Annotated in this window: 15 protein-coding genes; 7 read left to right on the top strand and 8 right to left on the bottom strand. The window is 64.6% G+C overall.

Translation table 11 applies throughout. The features are described from left to right. Nucleotides 1-134: 134 nt before the first annotated feature. The 4 genes from AB4Z44_RS09250 to AB4Z44_RS09235 all read left to right on the top strand — a co-directional run bounded on the left by AB4Z44_RS09250 (nucleotide 135) and on the right by AB4Z44_RS09235 (nucleotide 7,609). Nucleotides 135-935 carry a SirB1 family protein gene (locus tag AB4Z44_RS09250; protein ID WP_404713749.1) on the top strand — a complete coding sequence of 267 codons (801 nt, stop codon included), beginning with the start codon at nucleotides 135-137 and terminating at the stop codon, nucleotides 933-935. Continuing rightward, nucleotides 935-1,765: an aldo/keto reductase gene (locus AB4Z44_RS09245; RefSeq protein WP_404713748.1), complete on the top strand. Its 831-nt coding sequence runs from the start codon at nucleotides 935-937 to the stop codon at nucleotides 1,763-1,765. Before AB4Z44_RS09250 ends, AB4Z44_RS09245 begins: the two co-directional genes overlap by 1 nt. 627 nt (nucleotides 1,766-2,392) lie before the next feature. Further along, nucleotides 2,393-4,837: a TonB-dependent receptor gene (locus AB4Z44_RS09240; protein ID WP_404713747.1), complete on the top strand. Its 2,445-nt coding sequence runs from the start codon at nucleotides 2,393-2,395 to the stop codon at nucleotides 4,835-4,837. A gap of 348 nt (nucleotides 4,838-5,185) precedes the next feature. After that, complete coding sequence (locus tag AB4Z44_RS09235) at nucleotides 5,186-7,609, top strand: TonB-dependent receptor plug domain-containing protein (protein WP_404714201.1); 2,424 nt, start codon at nucleotides 5,186-5,188, stop codon at nucleotides 7,607-7,609. Nucleotides 7,610-7,753: 144 nt separating this feature from the next. Here AB4Z44_RS09235 and AB4Z44_RS09230 read toward each other — a convergent pair whose 3' ends face one another. Next, entirely contained in the window at nucleotides 7,754-8,455 is a 702-nt protein-coding gene (locus AB4Z44_RS09230; RefSeq protein WP_404713746.1) for an SDR family NAD(P)-dependent oxidoreductase, read from the bottom strand. 287 nt (nucleotides 8,456-8,742) lie between these two features. Here AB4Z44_RS09230 and AB4Z44_RS09225 point away from each other — a divergent pair, with 287 nt between their 5' ends. Further along, nucleotides 8,743-9,612 carry a TauD/TfdA dioxygenase family protein gene (locus tag AB4Z44_RS09225; protein ID WP_404713745.1) on the top strand — a complete coding sequence of 290 codons (870 nt, stop codon included), beginning with the start codon at nucleotides 8,743-8,745 and terminating at the stop codon, nucleotides 9,610-9,612. 76 nt (nucleotides 9,613-9,688) lie between these two features. Here the strand turns inward: AB4Z44_RS09225 and AB4Z44_RS09220 are convergent, their stop codons facing one another. From AB4Z44_RS09220 to AB4Z44_RS09195, 6 genes are all read right to left on the bottom strand, one after another. Next, on the bottom strand, nucleotides 9,689-9,826 hold the full coding sequence (locus AB4Z44_RS09220) for a hypothetical protein (protein WP_404713744.1): 138 nt from the start codon (nucleotides 9,824-9,826) through the stop codon (nucleotides 9,689-9,691). A gap of 123 nt (nucleotides 9,827-9,949) precedes the next feature. Continuing rightward, the gene (locus tag AB4Z44_RS09215) at nucleotides 9,950-10,516 is read right to left on the bottom strand and encodes a glutathione S-transferase family protein (protein WP_404713743.1); all 567 of its coding nucleotides are present in this window, start codon (nucleotides 10,514-10,516) and stop codon (nucleotides 9,950-9,952) included. Between the two features lie 23 nt (nucleotides 10,517-10,539). Further along, on the bottom strand, nucleotides 10,540-11,877 hold the full coding sequence (locus tag AB4Z44_RS09210; protein WP_404713742.1) for an LLM class flavin-dependent oxidoreductase: 1,338 nt from the start codon (nucleotides 11,875-11,877) through the stop codon (nucleotides 10,540-10,542). Nucleotides 11,878-12,092: 215 nt separating this feature from the next. Continuing rightward, entirely contained in the window at nucleotides 12,093-13,145 is a 1,053-nt protein-coding gene (locus tag AB4Z44_RS09205) for an aldo/keto reductase (RefSeq protein ID WP_404713741.1), read from the bottom strand. A 116-nt stretch (nucleotides 13,146-13,261) separates the two neighbouring features. Continuing rightward, on the bottom strand, nucleotides 13,262-13,942 hold the full coding sequence (locus AB4Z44_RS09200) for a peroxiredoxin-like family protein (RefSeq protein WP_404713740.1): 681 nt from the start codon (nucleotides 13,940-13,942) through the stop codon (nucleotides 13,262-13,264). Between the two features lie 153 nt (nucleotides 13,943-14,095). Next, nucleotides 14,096-14,932, bottom strand: a complete 837-nt coding sequence (locus AB4Z44_RS09195) for a LysR substrate-binding domain-containing protein (protein WP_404713739.1) — start codon at nucleotides 14,930-14,932, stop codon at nucleotides 14,096-14,098. Nucleotides 14,933-15,349: 417 nt separating this feature from the next. On the opposite strand from AB4Z44_RS09195, the gene AB4Z44_RS09190 reads away from it, so the two are divergent. Then, nucleotides 15,350-16,432, top strand: a complete 1,083-nt coding sequence (locus AB4Z44_RS09190; protein WP_404713738.1) for an LLM class flavin-dependent oxidoreductase — start codon at nucleotides 15,350-15,352, stop codon at nucleotides 16,430-16,432. Between the two features lie 102 nt (nucleotides 16,433-16,534). Here AB4Z44_RS09190 and epsC read toward each other — a convergent pair whose 3' ends face one another. Next, nucleotides 16,535-17,482, bottom strand: a complete 948-nt coding sequence (gene epsC, locus AB4Z44_RS09185; protein ID WP_404713737.1) for a serine O-acetyltransferase EpsC — start codon at nucleotides 17,480-17,482, stop codon at nucleotides 16,535-16,537. A 178-nt stretch (nucleotides 17,483-17,660) separates the two neighbouring features. Here epsC and AB4Z44_RS09180 point away from each other — a divergent pair, with 178 nt between their 5' ends. Beyond that, on the top strand, nucleotides 17,661-18,173 hold the full coding sequence (locus AB4Z44_RS09180; protein ID WP_404713736.1) for a DUF6644 family protein: 513 nt from the start codon (nucleotides 17,661-17,663) through the stop codon (nucleotides 18,171-18,173). The last annotated feature ends 15 nt before the right edge of the window (nucleotides 18,174-18,188 follow it).

Genomic DNA, 18,188 nt, shown 5'->3' with positions numbered 1-18,188 from the left:
CCAGTTCAGACGAACACATCCAAGGCGGCCAAGACGCCGGTTTGCCCGAACGCGGTGCGGACGGTGCGGCAAGCGGCCACCGCTTTCCAGCTCCAGACATTTGCGATATCGCCCGGAGCACCCATATTCCGGGCATGGACGACGATCTCATCCGCCTCGGCCTTGTCGACGACGAGGCCATCATGCTCGACGAGGCAGCCCTGTCGCTGGCGCTGCCCGACAATCCCGAAACCGATCTGGATCCCTATCATGCGCTGCTCGCCGAGATGGCTGTGCGGCTGCGGGATGTCGGGGCCGAAGCGAACACCCCTCACGAACGCGCCGACGCACTGTCGCTCGTGATCGCCGGGGAGTTCGGCTTCGAGGGCGATCGGGACGCCTACGACGCACCCGCCAATGCCGACATGATCCGGGTGATCGACCGCCGCCGCGGCCTGCCCGTCAGCCTCTCCATCCTCTATGTGGCGGCGGCGCGCCGGGTCGGCTGGACGGCGAACGCGCTGGACGTGCCCGGGCATGTGCTCGTCCTGATCGGCGAGGCCGACGACGCGGTGATCGTGGATCCGTTTCGCGGTGGCGTGCTCGTCGGGCACGAGCAACTCGTCGCCCTGGTATCGGCGTCCGTCGGGCCCGGCTCGAACGTCGTCCAGGTCGCGGCGATGCCCAACCGGGCGATCCTCGTCAGGCTGCTGCTCAATCAAGCGACCCGGGCCGAGGGGGCGGGAAGGGGCGGGCGCGCGCTCGAACTCTATCGTCGGATCACCGAAGTCGCGCCCGATGCTGCCCACGCGTGGTGGCAACGGGCCAGGCTCGAACTGATCGACCACGATGTCGCCGGTGCGAAGAGCAGCCTTGCCGCGATGCTCGAGGTAACCCGCGCGCCGGCGCTGCGTGAGACCATCACTGAAACGCTTCGCTCGCTCGTCGCATCCTGATGCGGAGCGTCGGCTTCCCGGATGGCACCGCCGTTCCCATGCTCGGCCAGGGCACGTGGATGATGGGCGAAGACCCGCGGAAGCGAGCCGGCGAGGTGTTTGCCCTCCAATACGGCATCGACCTCGGCATGACGCTTGTCGACACGGCGGAGATGTATGCGGACGGCGGCTCCGAGCAGGTCGTGGGTGAGGCTGTCAGGGGGCGTCGGGACGACGTCTTCCTCGTCAGCAAGGCCTATCCGCACAATGCGTCCCGTGGCCTGCTCCCGCGGGCCTGCGATGCCAGCCTGTCCAGGCTCGGGACCGATCGTCTCGACCTCTACCTCCTGCACTGGCGGGGAAACGTCCCGCTTGCCGAAACGGTCGAGGCGATGGAGCGCCTCGTCGCGGCAGGGAAGATCCTGCGATGGGGCGTGAGCAATCTGGATACCGACGACATGGAGGAACTTGCCGCCGCGGGCGGCATGTCCTGCGCGACCGATCAGATACTCTACAATCTGACCCGACGCAGTCCCGAGTTCGATCTCATCCCCTGGCTGCGCAAACGCTCGATTCCGATCATGGCCTACAGCCCGGTCGAGCAGGGGCGTCTTGTCCGGCATCCTGGCCTGAAATCGTTGGCCGAGAGGAAGGGCTGCAGCCCGGCGCAGCTCGCGCTTGCCTGGCTTCTCGACCAACCGGGTGTCATTGCCATTCCGAAGGCGGCGTCGCGAAACCATGTCGAGGAGAACAGGGGGAGTGCCGACATCATCCTCGACGAAGACGACCGGGTGGCCCTGGAGCGGCTGTTTCCGGCGCCGCGATCGCGCACCCGGCTCGAGATGCTCTGAGGCGATCGGGCGCGGCTGCCGAACCATCCGGCATATGACCTGTTTCGGACCATGCGACTGCCGGCGTCGGGACGGCCATCGTCCGCCACGCCGGCTCCCGTCCTGATCGACCGCTTTCGCCTTGGCTTTGGTCGGATCGCGTAGGCATCCAGCACGAGGATTGCGCTGGTCAGAACCCTCCCAGCCGGAGCCGTTCTACATCCACAGGCCAGGTCAATATCGTTCTTGACGTCGATCCATAGCGGCAGATCGGGAAACAGCGCACGGATGCGGTTCGCCTGCGCCGCTTCGCCGGCTTCCGACAGATCGGCCGCATCGAAATAGACCAGGTCTATTTCCGCCCGGCGATCGAGGACGGTGCCAAGTGTCCTGCCGTTCGCGATGATCGAACGAAGGCGCGCTTCAGGCGTAGGGCAGGGGGGTGTCGACACCGGCTCTCCATTGAATTCAAAATGTGGACATGAGAATTTATAATATAGAAATCCCTACGTCCGGCAGGAGAATTTGAAAATTCTAATACATCTATGAATTCCGGCATTTTGCCGCGCTACCTGCGCCTATAGAAATACTGAATTGTGATGGTGGATAACGTCTCCAGAATGGACTCCATTCAAAAGGGGTGTTTCCATGATTTCTCGTTCGAGCCATTTTCTGGCCCTGAAGTTCGCCTTGCTCGCCGGTCTCAGCGCGACGGCCATCAGCTCGGCCCGGGCGGCCGATCCGCAACCCTCGCCCGAACCCGCAGCCGCAGCCCCGGCCGATGCCGCCGGGGTCGAGGAGATCACCGTGACGGCGCGCCATCGTATCGAAAAGCTGCAGGATGTGCCGATCGCGGTCACCGCAGTCACTGCGCGCGACTTGAATGCGTCGGGCAGTTTCTCGATCCGCCAGATCCAGCAGCAGGTGCCGAGCCTGCAGATATTGGGCTTCAACCCGCGTAACGTCACGATCCAGATCCGCGGCCTCGGCACCACCGCTGGCACCGTGAACAGCGGGATCGAGCCCGGCGTCGGCGTCTATGTCAACGGCGTCTACAATGCGCGGCCGTCGATCGCGGTGTTCGATGTGTTCGACGTCGCCAGCGTCAATGTGCTGCGCGGGCCGCAAGGCACATTGTTCGGCAAGAACAGCGTCGCCGGCGTGATCGAGGTGAACACCAACAAGGCCTCCTACACGCCCGAGGCGGAGGGCGAACTCAGTTACGGCAATTACAATTTCAGCCAGATCAAGCTGGCCGCCTCCACCCCGATCGGCAACAGCGGCTTCGCGATCCGGATCGCCGGCATCAAGAGCGATCGCGACGGAACGATCTACAACACCACCTTCAAGGATGACTGGCAGGATTATCATAACGAGGCGGTGCGCGGCGAGCTCGACTACCGCAACACCGACGAGAGTTTCACCGCGCGGCTGATCGGCGATTTCAACCGCCAGCACCAATATCAGGGTTTCCAGGTCAAGCGCGGCATCCTGCCCAAGCTGCGCAACGACGGCAGCGTGGGCACGACCCGCGATTTCTACGATCGCGCGGCCGATGCGGGCTATGTCCCGCTGCCGATCGATCCGGGCGCACGCACGGTCGATCTCAACACGCCTTATACGGTCAATATGAATACGGGCGGCGTGTCGCTCCAACTCGATAAGAAGCTGCTCGGCGGACATACGCTCACCTCGATCACGGGGTGGCGCTTCTGGAACTGGAACCCGTCGCTCGACGGCGACGGGCTGGGTGCCGCGGTCAATACCCGCAGCAACCTGCCGACCTACCAACGCCAATGGAGCGAGGAGGTGCGTCTCGCCTCGCCGAGCGGGCAGCGGATCGAATATACCGCCGGCCTCTATTATTTCTGGCAGCGCAACCGCGAGATTCCCTACAACACCTATGGCGCGGACGCCGCCAAATATATCCTCGGGCCGGCTTATCCCTCGGCGGCGCTCGCCGATTTCTCGCAGACCGGGCTACAGCTCGCCTTCACCAAGAGCTATTCGGGTTTCGCCAATGCCACCTGGCATGTCACCGATCGGCTCGCGCTGACCGCGGGTGCGCGCTACACCTACGAGAAGCGCGAGGGGCATTACGAATCCCTGCCCTCGGGCGGCGTGCCGCTGACCGATCCGGTCTTCGCCAGCCTCACCGCGGCGCAACTGGCCGCGATCGCATCGCGTCGCGCCACTTTCGCCCCGACCGCCTCCTACGACGTGTCGGCCAAAGGCGGCCGCGTCTCGGGTACGATCAACGCGCTCTACAAGCTCGCGCCGGGCATCAACGCCTATGCCGGCTATTCACGCGGGTTCAAATCGGCGGGCATCAACCTCGTCACCCCGGTGCAACTCGCCAACGGCCCGGCACCGCAGACCTTCGCGCCCGAGATCGTCAACGCCTATGAGATCGGTCTCAAGACCGATCTGTTCCGCAATCGCGTGACCTTCAACCTGGCGCTGTTCCGCTCGGACGACAGCGGCTACCAGGCCAATCAGAGCGTTCTGGTGCCGACATCGGCGGGGTTCGTGCTCCGCCAATATATCACCAATGCCGGCAAGGTGCGCACGCAGGGCATCGAGGCGGATCTGCGCGCGACGCCGCTGCCGGGCCTGTCGCTCGGGGCGGGCGCCACCTATGACGACGGCACGTTCCGCTCCTATGTGAACGGCCAATGCCCCTATCTGCAGACGACCGTGGCGAATGGCGGGGTGTGCGATCTGTCCGGGCGGCGGCTGACCGGCGTGTCCAAATTCGTCTATAATCTCTCCGCCGAATATGAATTCGCCGTCGGCACCCTGCTCGGCTTCCAGGCCAAGGCCTATTTCGGCGGCGATTACAGCCATCGCAGCAGCGCTTACGGGACGCTCAACACCGATCCCTACGGGCTGATCCCCGCCTACGGCCTGCTCAACGGCTATTTCGGGATCCGCGATGCCGACGGGAAATGGGATCTGAAAGTCTGGGGCCGCAACCTCGCCAACAAGGTCTATTACACCAACACGTCGGTCGATTCCGCCACCACCTACAGCTATGCCGGCTCGCTCGGCGATCCGCGTTTCTATGGCGCCACCCTGCGGTTCAAATTCTGATCGTGCGGCTCGAGCGAACCAGAACGGTTGCTTGCCGATCGGGTGTAGCGATTGTGCCACAGGCAGCGGGGTCGATGACCTCGCGGCAACCGCTTCAGCCTCCGCCTGAACCGTCCATGGGCGTGCCGCAGGCGCTCCGTCGAACGTCCTTCTCCTTAGGCTAGAAAATAGATGGCCCGATTCAAGGGATTGAAGGTCTTTAGGCCCGACAAGTTTTTGCGGGGGTGGTTCGCAGTTGCGGAAAGCGCATCTGCGGCGCGGCGTTACAGCCAACGGGAATGGCTTCGGGTCGCAATCGTCCCACGCGATCGGCTTCGCCTTCCCGACAGAATGCAGAAGGGACCCATGATGAATATCCGTCGTACCACGCTGGCACTTGCCGGCTCGACGCTTGCGTTCGCACACGCGCAGATCGCTTTTGCGCAAGCCGCGTCGGCCACGCCTCAGGCGGCCGAGGATGCCGGCACCGAGATCGTCGTCACCGGCACCCGCACGGTCGGCCGCTCGCGCCTCGACACCGCAGCGCCGGTCGATGTGCTGAGCGGCGCGACCCTGCGCCAGCAGGGCTCGACCGAGCTTGGCGCCGCGCTTTCCGCGGTCGCTCCCTCGATCGATTTCCCGCGCGCCTCGGCGGTCGACGGCACCGACGCGATCCGTCCCGCCACCCTGCGCGGCCTTTCGCCCGACCAGACGCTCGTCCTGATCAACGGCGTGCGCGGCCACACCGCCGCCTTGCTCAACATCAACGGTTCGGTCGGGCGCGGCGCGGCGGCGGTCGATCTCAATACGATCCCGACGGTGGCGCTCGACACGATCGAGGTGCTGCGTGACGGCGCATCGGCGCAATATGGTTCGGATGCGATCGCCGGCGTGATCAACCTGCGGCTGCGCGAGGCGCGCTCGGGCGGCGGCGCCAGCGTCACCTACGGCTTCTACGACACGAATATCGATACCGCGCGCGGCAGCCGCAGTTCCTCGGGCGAGCATACGATCAACGCGTCGGCGTGGCAGGGGATCGGCTTCGGTAATGACGGCTATCTGACGCTGTCGGGCGAATATCAGCGCCGCCTGCCGACCAGCCGCGGCGATTATGATCCGCGTATCACGCCCAGCGTGGTGGACTCGCGCTTCGGCGATCCGGACGTGAAGCAGTATAGCGTCTGGGCGACTGCCGGCACGTCGATCACCGACAATCTCAAGCTCTATGGCTGGTTCGGCTATCAGGATCGCAATTCCACCTCGGCAGCGTTTCCGCGCATCCCGTCGGCCGCGGCGTCCGTCTCGGGCGTCTATCCGAACGGCTTTCTGCCGCTCATCAACACCAAGTCGCGCGACATCAATTCGGCGATCGGGGTGAAGGGCGACGTGGCCGGCTGGTCGGTCGATGCCAATGTCAGTTACGGCCGCAACAAGATCGATTTCCGCACCCGGAATTCGGCGAACTACACGTTCGGCAACAGCACGCAGACGAACTTCTACGACGGCGCTTTGATCTACGACCAGCTGGTCGGCGGGATCGACGTGTCGCGCAAGTTCGATGTGTTCCAGTCGCTCAACGTCGCGTTCGGCGTCGAGGGGCGGCGCGAGGGCTTCAAGATCACGCAGGGCGAGCCTGCGTCCTATGGCTACGGTACGGCATTGCCCAACCAGCAGCCGGGCGCGCAGGGATTCGGCGGCTTCTCGCCTCTGAACGAGATTTCGAAGCATCGCGAGAATGGCAGTGTCTATCTCGATCTGGAGGCGCAGGTCACCAGCAAGCTGCTGGTCGGCGTGGCCGGGCGTGGCGAGGATTATTCCGATTTCGGCAAGACCGGGAACGGCAAGGTCTCGGCCCGCTATGACTTCACCCCCTGGTTCGCGCTGCGCGGCAGCGCCTCGACCGGCTTCCGCGCGCCGTCGCTCCAGCAGCAATATTTCACGAGCGTCGCCTCGGTCATCCAGAACGGTTCGCCGATCCTGACCGGCACCTATCCGTCGGTCAGCCCGGTCGCCCAGGCGCTGGGCGGCAAGGCGCTCGAGCCGGAGAAATCGACCAATCTTTCGGCGGGTACGGTTATACGAGCGGGTGGCTTCGATCTGACGATCGATGCCTATCGTATCCACATCCGCAACCAGATCGGCCTGTCGGAGAATATCCAGGGGTCGTTCAGTCCGCAGGTCGCGGCTTTGCTCGCGCCCTACAATGTCTCGGCGGCGCGCTTCTTCATCAACGGTCTGGCATCGACCACCAAGGGCATCGACGCGGTCGCGCATTATCGCCTACGCAGCGCCAATGCCGGGACGTTCGATTTCACCGTCGCAGGCAACGTCAACAAGATCGACGTGACGCGCGTGCCCAATTCGCTCGCCGCGCTCAATCCGGTGCCGACCCTGTTCGCGCGCAGCCGCATCCTGACGCTGGAAGACGGCACGCCGGGCGAGAAGGTGACGGGGACGATCGACTGGTCGTCCCGCCTGTTCGGCGCGACCGCGCGGGTGACCTATTATGGCAACGTCACCCAGCCGGGCACGACCGCGACCGTCCTGGTCAACGGCGTGGCGATGAGCAACGATCTGCAGACCGGCAAGAAGGCGATCGCCGACCTGGAGCTGCGCTATCAGCCGAAGACGACGCCGCTGCAGCTGGCGATCGGGGCGAGCAACCTGTTCGATACCTATCCCAAGCAGTCGCCGACCTATCTGAACACGACCGGCGTGACGGCCTATCCGTTCTATTCGCCGTTCGGGTTCAACGGGCGCTACCTGTATGTGCGTGCTGGCCTGAACTGGTAAAGGATATCGGGGCCGGCGCGAGATTTCCCGTGCCGGCCCAGGTCCACTGCGCCAGTCAGTCGGCGAGAGCCTCCGGTTTCCATATGGCAGGCGTCACGCTGCGCCAGCCGCCGACGTGAATTGCGCAGCGGCGGCCTGCTTGCGTCAAAAGCTTTCCACCCACGGGCGCAACTCGACCTCCCAACTCCACGCGCTGCGCGGCTGGGCCAGCACCGCAAGATAGCTTTGCGCGATCGCGTCGGGATCGAGCGTGCTGTCGGGCCGATCGGCGGGATCGGGACGGGTGGCGCTGCGCACGCCGCCGTCGATCACGAAATGCGCGACATGGATGCCCTTGGGCGAAAGCTCGCGTGCGGCGCTTTGGGCGAGCCCGCGCAGGCCGAACTTGCCGATCGCGAAGGCGGACGATTGCGCGAACCCCTTGACGCTGGCCGTGGCACCGGTGAGCAGGATCGCGCCCTTGCCGAGCGGGAGCAACCGCCTGGCCGCCTGCTGCACGACCAGGAAGCCGCCATAGGCCGAAACCTCGATCGCGCGCCGCACCTCCTCCGGATCGAGATCGGCGATCGCGCCGCGCGCCCGGCCGCTGGCATTGTAGACGACTACCTCGGGCAGGCCGATCCGCGCCTCGGCCTCGGCGAACAGCCGCTCGACCGAAGCGGGGTCGGTCGCATCCGCGCTGAACAGAGCCGCGCCGGTTTCGGTCGCGAGATCGTCGAGCTTGTCGATGTTGCGCGCCGATGCTGCGACCTTGAGGCCGGCGTCGCTCAACTGGCGGACCAACGATGCGCTGATGCCCGGCCCGGTGCCGACGATCAGCGCGGAACGATAGGGTAGGTTGCTCAAGCTGCTGCTCCTGTACTGGCGGGACGACATCCCAAGGTCGCGCTCGATGATGTAGGCGGGCAGGGGCTCTGCACCATCCGGCCACCGCGATTGATTTTTCTCGCGCGCTTATAAGCTTTGCTTGTGGCGGATCGGCTCGACGGGCGCGCGGCCGCGTTGCGATCGTCGCGGGCCGTTCAGCTTATAAGAAAATACGCAGTCGATATGCCAAAGTCTCGACAGACAGGGCAATCAAGCCGGCGCAATGTCCTTGGGAGAACCCCGATTGATCGAGAAAGGAATGCGTCATGGCAACGGCTCCGGCTTCGAATGAACTATTGGTTTCGGTGAACGGACTTGAAATCGTGCCGCTACAGCCGACGATCGGCGCCGAAATCCATGGTGTCGACATCAGCAAGCCGCTGACGCTCGGCCAGCGCGACGCGATCAAGGCGGCCATCCTGCAGTACAAGGTCGTCTTCTTTCGCGATCAGGTGCTCGACAAGCAGGGCCATGCCGATTTCGCGCGCCAGTTCGGGCCGCTCTACGATTATCCGAGCGCGACCAGCGACAGCAATATCGTCCCGATCCACAAGATCTCGGCCGTCGAGAACAAGAATTGTCCGCGCGCCAAGCAGCCCGATTTCATCAAGGACGGCGATTATTTCCACACCGATACCAGCTGGCGGCTGGTACCGGCGTGGGGCGCGGTGCTGCGCGCGGTCGATCTGCCGCCGGTCGGCGGGGACACGGTCTGGGTCGATGCCAACCTCGCTTATGAAGGCCTGTCGGACGAACTGAAGGCGAAGCTCGAGACGCTCCACGTCGTCCATGATTTCCAGGCGTCGATCAACGCGCTCGGCCATGAATATCCGATCGTGGCGCATCCCGCGGTGCGCACGCATCGCGAAACCGGCAAGAAGATCCTCTGGGTCAATTTCTCGCTCCGCCCCCAATTCCTCGGGCTGGAACTGGCCGAGAGCGATGCGATCGCGCGTGAAGTGCTGCGCCAGTACAAGCGCCTTGAATTCCAGGTGCGCTTCGCGTGGCGCCCCGGCTCGGTCGCCTTCTGGGACAATCGCGCGGCGGTTCATTATGCCGTGCGTAATTATGGCGATTATCCGCGGCTGCTCGAGCGTATCCTGATCGCCGACGAAAGGCTCTACGCCGATCTCTGATCGGCCCGCACTTGCTCTTGCATGGTCGCCTGGAGCCCGCCGTTTCGCCCGGCGGGCTCATCTGTCGTGCATCGGATTACCGCACGGCATCCTCACCATCGCCCCAGCCGGCGGGGCGATGGTAGAGCGTCACCGAGCCCGGTCGCAGGAAGGTGCGTGCCGCCCAGTGCCGGGATGCGGAAAGCCGTGCGCGAACAGCGCGGATCCATGCCATGTCGTGTTTTGCCGCCATACGGAATAATCGATGGCGCAGGCCTTTGGCGCGGCCGGCGAGACAAGACCAACGAGCAATTCTGCGCGATTGTTCAGCGTCGCTTATAAGGCGTAGCCCGGGCCTTCAGGCCAACGCCGCCTCGATCGCGATCACCCTCTGCACCGCCGGTCGCGCCAGCATGCGATCATGATGCGCGAACAGCTTGGGAAATTCGCTCCGCTGCAGCTCGACCGCCGCATGAAAGCGCCAGAACAGGCGGAAGAGGTGGATGTCCGCGATCGACAGGCGATGGCCCACCGCCCAGCCGTCCGCCCCGATCCGGGCCTCGGCGAGGGTGTAGACCGCGCGTGCGTCCTCGCCTGCCGTCCGCCATGCGGGGTGTGCGCTCGATGCCAGGAAAGACATCCAGGAGACCACCTGCGCGGCGCCCTCGGGATCCTCCGGGATCAGGTGCGCCTCGGGAAAGCGTCGGGCGAGGTAGAAGAGGATGCCGGCCACCTCGGTCAGCAACCGCCCGTCGATCAGCAAGGCCGGCACCTTGCCCTCGGGATTGACGTCCAGATAGGCCGCTTGATGGTTGTCGTCGCGCAGCAGCGACAAAGGGCGCGGCTCGAACGGAGCGCCGGTTTCATGCAGCGCGATATGCGCCGCCATCGAACTCGATCGCGGCGCGAAATAGAAAGTCAGCACGTCCGGCCCCCTGTGCGTATCCCTCAGGCGGCTTCCTGCGAGTCACGCGCGGCAGTATAGCGATTGTCCGGCACCGGCAGACCGATATTCTCGCGGAACGTATCGCCCTCATACTCTTCGCGGAACAGCCCGCGCGCCTGTAGGATCGGGATGACCTTCTCGACGAACAGATCGAGCTGGCCCGGCAGCGGCTCGAACACGACGAAGCCGTCGGCCGCCCTGTTCTCGAACCAGTTCTGCAGTTCGTTCGCCACCGTTTCGGGCGAACCGACGAAGGTGCCGCGCGGGGTGGCGAGGCGCTGTACCACCTGACGCAACGTCAGATTCTCGGCGCGGACCTGGCTCAGGATCCGCAAGGTTCCGCTCTGCTGGCTGTTGAGCCCGATATGCGCGACGTCGGGGAAGGGCGCATCGAGATCATATTGGTGGAAATCATGATCGTTGAAGGTGCGCGAGAGGAAGCCGAAGCCGGTCTCGAGCGATTCCAGATCGGCCAGTTCGCGATAGCGCGCCTCGGCGTCCTCGTCGGTATCGCCGACGATCGGGGCGATGCCGGGCAGGATGTAGAGCTGATCGGGATCGCGACCGAAGCCTTTCGCGCGCTCCTTGACGTCGCTGTAATACGCCGCGGTTTCCTCGATCGTCGGGCCGTGGGTAAAGATCACCTCGGCGCGCCTCGCCGCGAAATTGCGCCCGTCGTCGGACGCGCCCGCCTGGAAGATCACCGGCTGGCCCTGCGGCGCGCGCTTGATGTTGAGCGGCCCGCGCACCTGGAAGAACTCGCCCTTGTGATCGAGCCGGTGGAGCTTCGCCGGATCGACGAAGGTGCCGCTCGCCTTGTCGGCGACATGCGCGTCCTCTTCCCAACTGTCCCACAGCCCCTGCACGACATCGAGATATTCGGCGGCGATGCGGTAGCGCACATTGTGCGGCGGATGCTCGGTCTTCGAGAAATTGGCGGCGGTGTCGCCGAGCCACGACGTCACCACGTTCCAGCCTGCGCGACCGCCGCTGATATGATCGAGCGACGCGAACTGGCGCGCGACGTTGAACGGCTCCGAGTAACTGACCGTCAGGGTCGCGACGAGTCCGATCTTCGAGGTGACCGCCGCGAGCGCCGACAGGATCGTGATCGGCTCGACCCGGTTGAGATAATGCGGGCTCGATTTCTCGGTGATCGACAGGCTGTCGGCCACGAACAGGAAGTCGAACTTGCCCTTCTCCGCCAGTTGCGCCTGGCGGGTGTAGAAAGCGAAGCTGGTGCTGGCGTTGACGTCCTTGTCCGGGTGGCGCCAATCGTTCCAGGTGCGGCCGACGCCGTGGAGAATGAAGCCGAGCTTGATCTTGCGTGATTGTGCCATGGTCTGTGATCCCGTCGATGCGTTGCATGACGCGATAGAAAAGATGCGGGCGCGGGACGAACGCGGATTGCTTATAGGTTGATGACGTCTGTCAAAGTGGTGGTGCGGCCCGATATTGTCTCGTCACCCCGGGCTTGAGCCGGGGTCCCGCTTCTTCTGTTCCGTCAAAAGTTAGCGGGACCCCGGCTCAAGGCCGGGGTGACGATATGGGCGGCTTACGGACACGGATCCGGGATCGCGCGCTGGATCGCCTCGATCTCGGCCAGAACTTCGGGCGACAAAGTCACGTCCACACTGCCGATATCGGTGCGCAACTGGTCCAGCGAGGTCGCGCCGATGATCGTCGAGGTCACGAACGGCCGGCTGTTCACATAAGCCAGCGCGAGCTGCGACGGATCGATCCCGTGCGCATGCGCCAGCGCGACATAGCGCGCGCTCGCGGGCAATTGGCCCGGTGTATCGTAACGGGTGAATTGCTGCGCCACCGAACGCCGCGATCCGGGCGGAACGGTGCCGCCGAGATATTTGCCGCTGAGATTGCCGGCGGCAAGCGGTGAATAAGCGAGCAGTCCGACCTTCTCGCGCAACGCGAATTCCGACAGGCCGATCTCGAACACCCGGTTGAGCAGATTATACGCATTCTGGATCGAGGCGATCCTCGGCAATCCGGCGTCGCGCGAGAGCCGCAGGAACTCGCTGACGCCCCACGGTGTCTCGTTCGATACGCCGACATGGCGCACCTTGCCCGCCTTGATCAGGTCGTCCAGCGCGCTCAGCGTCTCTTCGATCGAGACCGTATCAGGATGATCGTCGAGCTTGCCGATGCCGCGCCCGCCGAACGAGGCAACCGTGCGGTCGGGCCAATGCAATTGGTAGAGATCGACATAGTCGGTCTGCAGTCGCTTGAGGCTGGTATCGATAGCCTGCTCGATGTTGCGCCGATCGAGCCGATTGCCACCACCTCGAAACTTGCGCACATCGTTGGGCCGGCCGGGGCCTGCCACCTTGGTAGCGAGGATGATATCGCTGCGGCGTTTGCCCTTCGCGATCCAGCTGCCGATGATCTCCTCGGTCCGTCCCTGCGTCTCGACGCTCACCGGGGTGACCGGATAACCCTCGGCCGTGTCGAGGAAATTGACCCCCTGATCGAGCGCATAATCGATCTGGGCATGGCCCTCGGCCTCTGTATTCTGCGAGCCCCACGTCATCGTGCCGAGGCAGATCAGGCTGACGTCGATATCGGTACGGCCGAGCTTGCGAAACTGCATGAAGGATCCTTGTCGAGGGGCGGCGTGCCGTCGGCCCCATAAGCCAAACGGCGCGCCTGTCTTACGAGAAACCCTCGACAATCTATAAGAGGCGCTCGGTGTGCGAACCCAGCGGTTCAGGCGGCGGCGCGCAGCGTCAGTTTCGCCACCGCATCGATGATCTCGGGCGCCTCGGTGCGGATCAGCCAGTCGGGGCTGACATCGACGAAACGCACCACATGGTCGCGATCGATGATTACCACCGTCGGCTCCGGCAGTTCGGCGGTGCCGGTGCCGGTCAGTTCGCCGATCCAGCCCGGGGTCGGCTGGCCGGCCGGGACTTCGCCGCGCGAGAAGGTGATGCGGAAGCGGCGGCCGAGTGCGTTGCCGCGGTCCGATGCGACCCGGAAGCCGAGGCCGTGGCGCGCCCTGATGTCGCCCAACCCCTTTTCCGGCAGATGCGGGCTCACCGCAACCAAAGTCACCCCCGCCGCCTCCAGCGCCGGACGGAGCTGGCGGTCATAATAAGGCAGCGCCAGATTGCAGGCCGGGCAGCCGGCGAAGCGGAAGAAGATCAAGGCGACCGGGCCGTGCGCGGTGAGGCTGTCGAGCGTCAGCGTCCCGCCATCGGAATCGGTCAGCACGAACGGGTCGACGGCATCGCCAATCTGGACGATCGCGGCGGGATCGAAGGCGTCGACCAGCCGCCGCCTCTGGTCGACATTCTTGGCGAGTTTGGCGGGCTCCCAGCTGCGCACGCGTTCGGCGTGGAGTTGCTCGAATTGCGCGGTCAGGCTTTCGGTCGTGGCATTGCTCATCGGTCCACCTCCATGACTATAGGCGAAGCATAGGAAGCGGGCCGAACGGCGACCAACGAGATGATATCATTCCTGCCTTGATGGGCGCTTATAGTATGAGCGTAGTATGAGCGGGTCAGCAATAACGTGAGGGTTTGACCTGGACGCCCCACCTTAAAGCTGCAGGACCACCTCGGTCGCCAGTTCTGACAGGCGTTCGGTTGCCTGATTGGCGTCATGGTTGCGGCTGATGATGCAGGCGACCTTGGGCAGCGGCGGCAAAGCGAGCGAGGCGAGGCTGGCCTCGGCGGGCAGGAACAGATGTGTGCGGCAGGTGAGGCCGAGCCCGGCTTCCACCGCGGCGCGCAGGGTCGACAGATTGGGCGTCTCGATCGCGATCCGCCACGGCCGCTTCGCCGCATCCAGGCTGGCGATCGCGGCCTCGCGGAAGCGGCACGGTTTCTCCAGCACCGCGAGCGGGATGACGTTGCGTTCGGCCAGATCATCGCGGCCGTACCAGGCCATCGGTGCAACCTTCACCGCGTGCGGATCGTCACCCGCAGCATAGCCGATCACCAGATCGAGCTGGCCGCGGTCGAACAGGGTCAGCAGCTCGGCCGTGCCGGCGACACGTGCATAGATCTGGGAATCGGGGTGCAACTCGGCGAAGCGGGCGAGCAGGCCAGGCAGCAAAGTCTCGGCGAAGTCCTGCACCATGCCGATCCGCACCGGACCCGAGAAATGGCCCGAACTGATCGCGACGATGGCCTCGTCGTGCAGGTTGAGCACGCGCCGGGCATAATCGAGCAGCACCTCGCCGATCGGCGTCAGCGCCAGCCGTCGGCCCTCGCGGGTGAAGATCGGTTGCTGCACCAATTCCTCGAGCCGCTTGATCTGCAGGCTCAGCGCCGATTGCGTGACGAAGACCTGCTCGGCGGCGTTGAGCATCGATCCGGTGTCGACGATCGCGACGAAGCTTCGGAGCAGGGTGGTCGGAAGATTGACGGTCATTTCGGCTTCTCGCTCCCGTTTCCGCCGTCGGCGCGTGACAGACCGACGAGGGACGAATGGCCGGGATACTCCGAACAGGTGTGCGGCTGCGCGTCCGCTCCTGCGCCTTCGTCGGCGATGCGAAGTCCCGGCTTCGATCTATATCCTATTCAAACGATAGGAAATAACGATGAGGCTTTCGATTTAGCCCTTTAAAGCCTTTGTTGCTGCCCTGCCGATCGGCAATAAAAACCATTGTGAATCAATCGATTATATACCGGATTTGCGCCGTATGAGGATTGCAAATGTGCAGTGCAGAGAAACTCCATTGCCTGGCCGTGCCGAACCGTCGTCCTTCCAACCGGCATGGCCGCCGCACGCTTGGGACCGCCGCTAACGGCAGGGTGTGCGCTGTCCTTCGATCGTCAGGAGACCATCATGAGCGTCAAGTTCATCGGCTATATCGGCTTCAACAATCACAGCGAGATTCACGGCGCGGTGCGCGGGCGCGAGCTCGACGTCGACTATGTCGAGGCCGCGGCGAGGGCGCAGGAGGAGGGCGGGTTCGATCGCGTGTTGATCCCGTTCGGATCGAGCTCGCCCGAAAGCCAGATCGTCGCCGCGCATGCCGCCGCGAAGACCAAGACGCTGGGATTCCTCGTCGCGCACAGGCCGGGCTTCACCCAGCCGACTTTGGCGGCGCGACAGCTTGCGACGCTCGATGCGCTCTCGGGCAGCCGCGTCGCGGTTCACATCATCACCGGCGGGGCGGATGACGAGATGGCGAAGGATGGCGACATCTCGGTCAAGGAGGATCGCTATCGCCGCACCGACGAATATCTGACGATCCTGCGCCAGGAATGGACCGCCGAGAAACCGTTCGACCATCAGGGCCGCTTCTACACGATCCGTCAGGCGATCGCCGCGATCAAGCCGACCAACCTGCCGGTCTTTTTCGGCGGATCGTCCGACATCGCGATCGAGGTGTCGGGCAAGCACGCCGATGTCTATGCCTTGTGGGGCGAGCGGCTCGATGAAGTGCGCGAGGTCGTGTCGCGCGTGCGCGCGGCGGCGGCGCGGCATGGCCGCCGGCCGGGCTTCTCGCTGTCGCTGCGCCCGGTCATCGCCGACACCGAGGAAGCGGCGTGGAAGCGCGCCGACGAGATCGTCGAACAGGTGCGCGCGCTGCGCGAGGCGGCGGGGCTCAAGACCGAGGGTCATGCGCCCGCCAATGCCGGATCGCAGCGCCTGCTCCAGACGGCGGCGCGCGGCTATCGCGTCGACAAGAGGCTGTGGACCGGCGTTGCGGCATTGGGTGGCGCTTCGGGCAATTCGACCGGGCTGGTCGGCACGCCTGAACAGGTGGCGGATGCGATGCTCGATTATTACGACCTCGGCGTCGATCATTTCCTGATCCGCGGCTTCGAACCGCTGGAGGATTCGATTGCCTACGGGCGGGATCTGCTCCCGCTGGTGCGCGATCTGGTCGCGCGGCGCGACGAACAGCGCGAAGTGGCCTAACGCCCGTCGCCCCTGCGAAGGCAGGGGCCCATCTCTTTCGCCTCCAAGGCATCTCTTGTTGGGCGAGATATGGGCCCCTGCCTTCGCAGGGGCGACGACAGATTACGCGACCTCCTCTACCACCGTTTCGTTCCTGAGCGCACTCGCCTGCTTGACCGCGCTGTTCGCCGGCACGCTCGCCGTCAGCCACACATTGCCGCCGATCGTCGACCCGCGCCCGATCGTGATGCGACCGAGGATGGTCGCGCCGGCATAGATCACCACATCGTCCTCGACGATCGGATGGCGAGGGAGGCCCTTGTGCAAGATGCCCTCGTCGTCGGCGGGGAAGCTGCGCGCACCGAGCGTCACCGCCTGATACAGGCGCACGCGTTTGCCGATAATCGCGGTTTCGCCGATCACCACGCCGGTGCCATGATCGATGAAGAAGCTCTCGCCGATCGACGCACCCGGATGGATATCGATCCCGGTCTTCGAATTGGCGATCTCGGCGATGATCCGCGCTACCAGCGGCGCGCCGAGCTGGTAAAGCCGGTGTGCCAGCCGGTGGTGGATGATTGCGAGCATGCCGGGATAGCAGAGCAATATCTCGTCGACGCTGCGCGCCGCCGGATCGCCGGCATAAGCCGCGGCGACATCGGTATCGAGCAGACGGCGGAGTGCCGGCAGCGCGGCGGCGAACTGGCCGATGATCCGCGCAGCCTCGGATTCGAGCTGGCCGGTGGCATCGTCGCGAAGGACATAGCCGAGCTCGAGCCGGATCTGGCCATAGAGGCGCGCAAGCGCGGTCTGGAGCGTTTCGGCGACGAACGCATCCTCGTTATGGTGGCGCACGAAACTCGGCCCGAGGCGGAGCGGGAACAGCGCGCCGCACATGGCACTCATGATCTTTTCGAGCAGGATGCGTGAGGGAAAGCCGACCGCGCCATGCTCGGCATGGCGGCGATGCGCCGCGCGCCAGTCGTCGCGTGCCGAGCGCAGGTCCGATGCGATCGCATCGATGTCCCAATAATGGCCCGGCGGCGCCGGAGGTGGGTCGTCGTCGATCATGTGATACTCGCTGATAGTCGCGCCTCCGGCCTATCATCGTCCCGATCGCCGGGAAGCGAGTTTTTGTGCGTCACCACTAAGGAATGATCATCAGCGAGCGCGCGCTCAAGCGCGCCGCATAAGGCTTATAAGCAAGCACCATTATTCCTGACGCCGCGCCGTCTTTAGAGTCGGCCCCATGGTCAACGACGCTCTCCTTCGCCTCACCGGCCAACTTTCGGGCGGCTGGCTCAACATCCTGATCGCGAGCCACGACTGGATCATCCCCAGCCTGCAGACGATCCATATCCTGAGCGTCGCGGTGGTGCTGTCGGGCGTGCTGTTCATCAATTTGCGCATCGCCGGCCTGGTCGAACACGGGCAGCCGATCGCCGCGATCCTCGATCGCTATCTGTGGCCGGTGACGATCGCGGTCACGGTGCTGGCGGTGACCGGTGCGCTGCTGATCGCGGGCGAGCCGACCCGCGCGATCTTTCGCATGATATTCTGGATCAAGATGGCGCTGATCGTGGCGGCTCTGGGCCTCACATGGTCGCACCGGGCCGTTTTCACGCTGGCGCCCGGCGGCGCGATCGCGGTCGCGCCGGCGCGCAAGCTCGTCGCGATCGTCGCCTTGGCCTTGTGGCTGGCGGTGATCGTGGCGGGGCGCTGGATCGCCTACGTCAACGCCTGGCCCGGCGCGCCCTCCTGATCCGCATGTTTGACA

It is taken from the genome of Sphingomonas sp. MMS24-J13 (genome assembly GCF_044905095.1).
In the GTDB taxonomy this organism is placed as follows: Bacteria; Pseudomonadota; Alphaproteobacteria; order Sphingomonadales; family Sphingomonadaceae; genus Sphingomonas_I.
Note: the sequence above shows the minus strand (reverse complement) of the source record. Positions and strands in the feature narration are given on the sequence as shown.

Bases quoted from the DNA above. Each gene is read 5' to 3' on its own strand.
- epsC (WP_404713737.1), bottom strand. From the start codon at position 17,482: ATGATCGACGACGACCCACCTCCGGCGCCGCCGGGCCATTATTGGGAC.
- AB4Z44_RS09180 (WP_404713736.1), top strand. From the start codon at position 17,661: ATGGTCAACGACGCTCTCCTTCGCCTCACCGGCCAACTTTCGGGCGGC.
- AB4Z44_RS09225 (WP_404713745.1), top strand. From the start codon at position 8,743: ATGGCAACGGCTCCGGCTTCGAATGAACTATTGGTTTCGGTGAACGGA.
- AB4Z44_RS09190 (WP_404713738.1), top strand. From the start codon at position 15,350: ATGAGCGTCAAGTTCATCGGCTATATCGGCTTCAACAATCACAGCGAG.
- AB4Z44_RS09240 (WP_404713747.1), top strand. From the start codon at position 2,393: ATGATTTCTCGTTCGAGCCATTTTCTGGCCCTGAAGTTCGCCTTGCTC.
- AB4Z44_RS09205 (WP_404713741.1), bottom strand. From the start codon at position 13,145: ATGCAGTTTCGCAAGCTCGGCCGTACCGATATCGACGTCAGCCTGATC.
- AB4Z44_RS09200 (WP_404713740.1), bottom strand. From the start codon at position 13,942: ATGAGCAATGCCACGACCGAAAGCCTGACCGCGCAATTCGAGCAACTC.
- AB4Z44_RS09220 (WP_404713744.1), bottom strand. From the start codon at position 9,826: ATGGCATGGATCCGCGCTGTTCGCGCACGGCTTTCCGCATCCCGGCAC.
- AB4Z44_RS09210 (WP_404713742.1), bottom strand. From the start codon at position 11,877: ATGGCACAATCACGCAAGATCAAGCTCGGCTTCATTCTCCACGGCGTC.
- AB4Z44_RS09195 (WP_404713739.1), bottom strand. From the start codon at position 14,932: ATGACCGTCAATCTTCCGACCACCCTGCTCCGAAGCTTCGTCGCGATC.
- AB4Z44_RS09245 (WP_404713748.1), top strand. From the start codon at position 935: ATGCGGAGCGTCGGCTTCCCGGATGGCACCGCCGTTCCCATGCTCGGC.
- AB4Z44_RS09250 (WP_404713749.1), top strand. From the start codon at position 135: ATGGACGACGATCTCATCCGCCTCGGCCTTGTCGACGACGAGGCCATC.
- AB4Z44_RS09235 (WP_404714201.1), top strand. From the start codon at position 5,186: ATGAATATCCGTCGTACCACGCTGGCACTTGCCGGCTCGACGCTTGCG.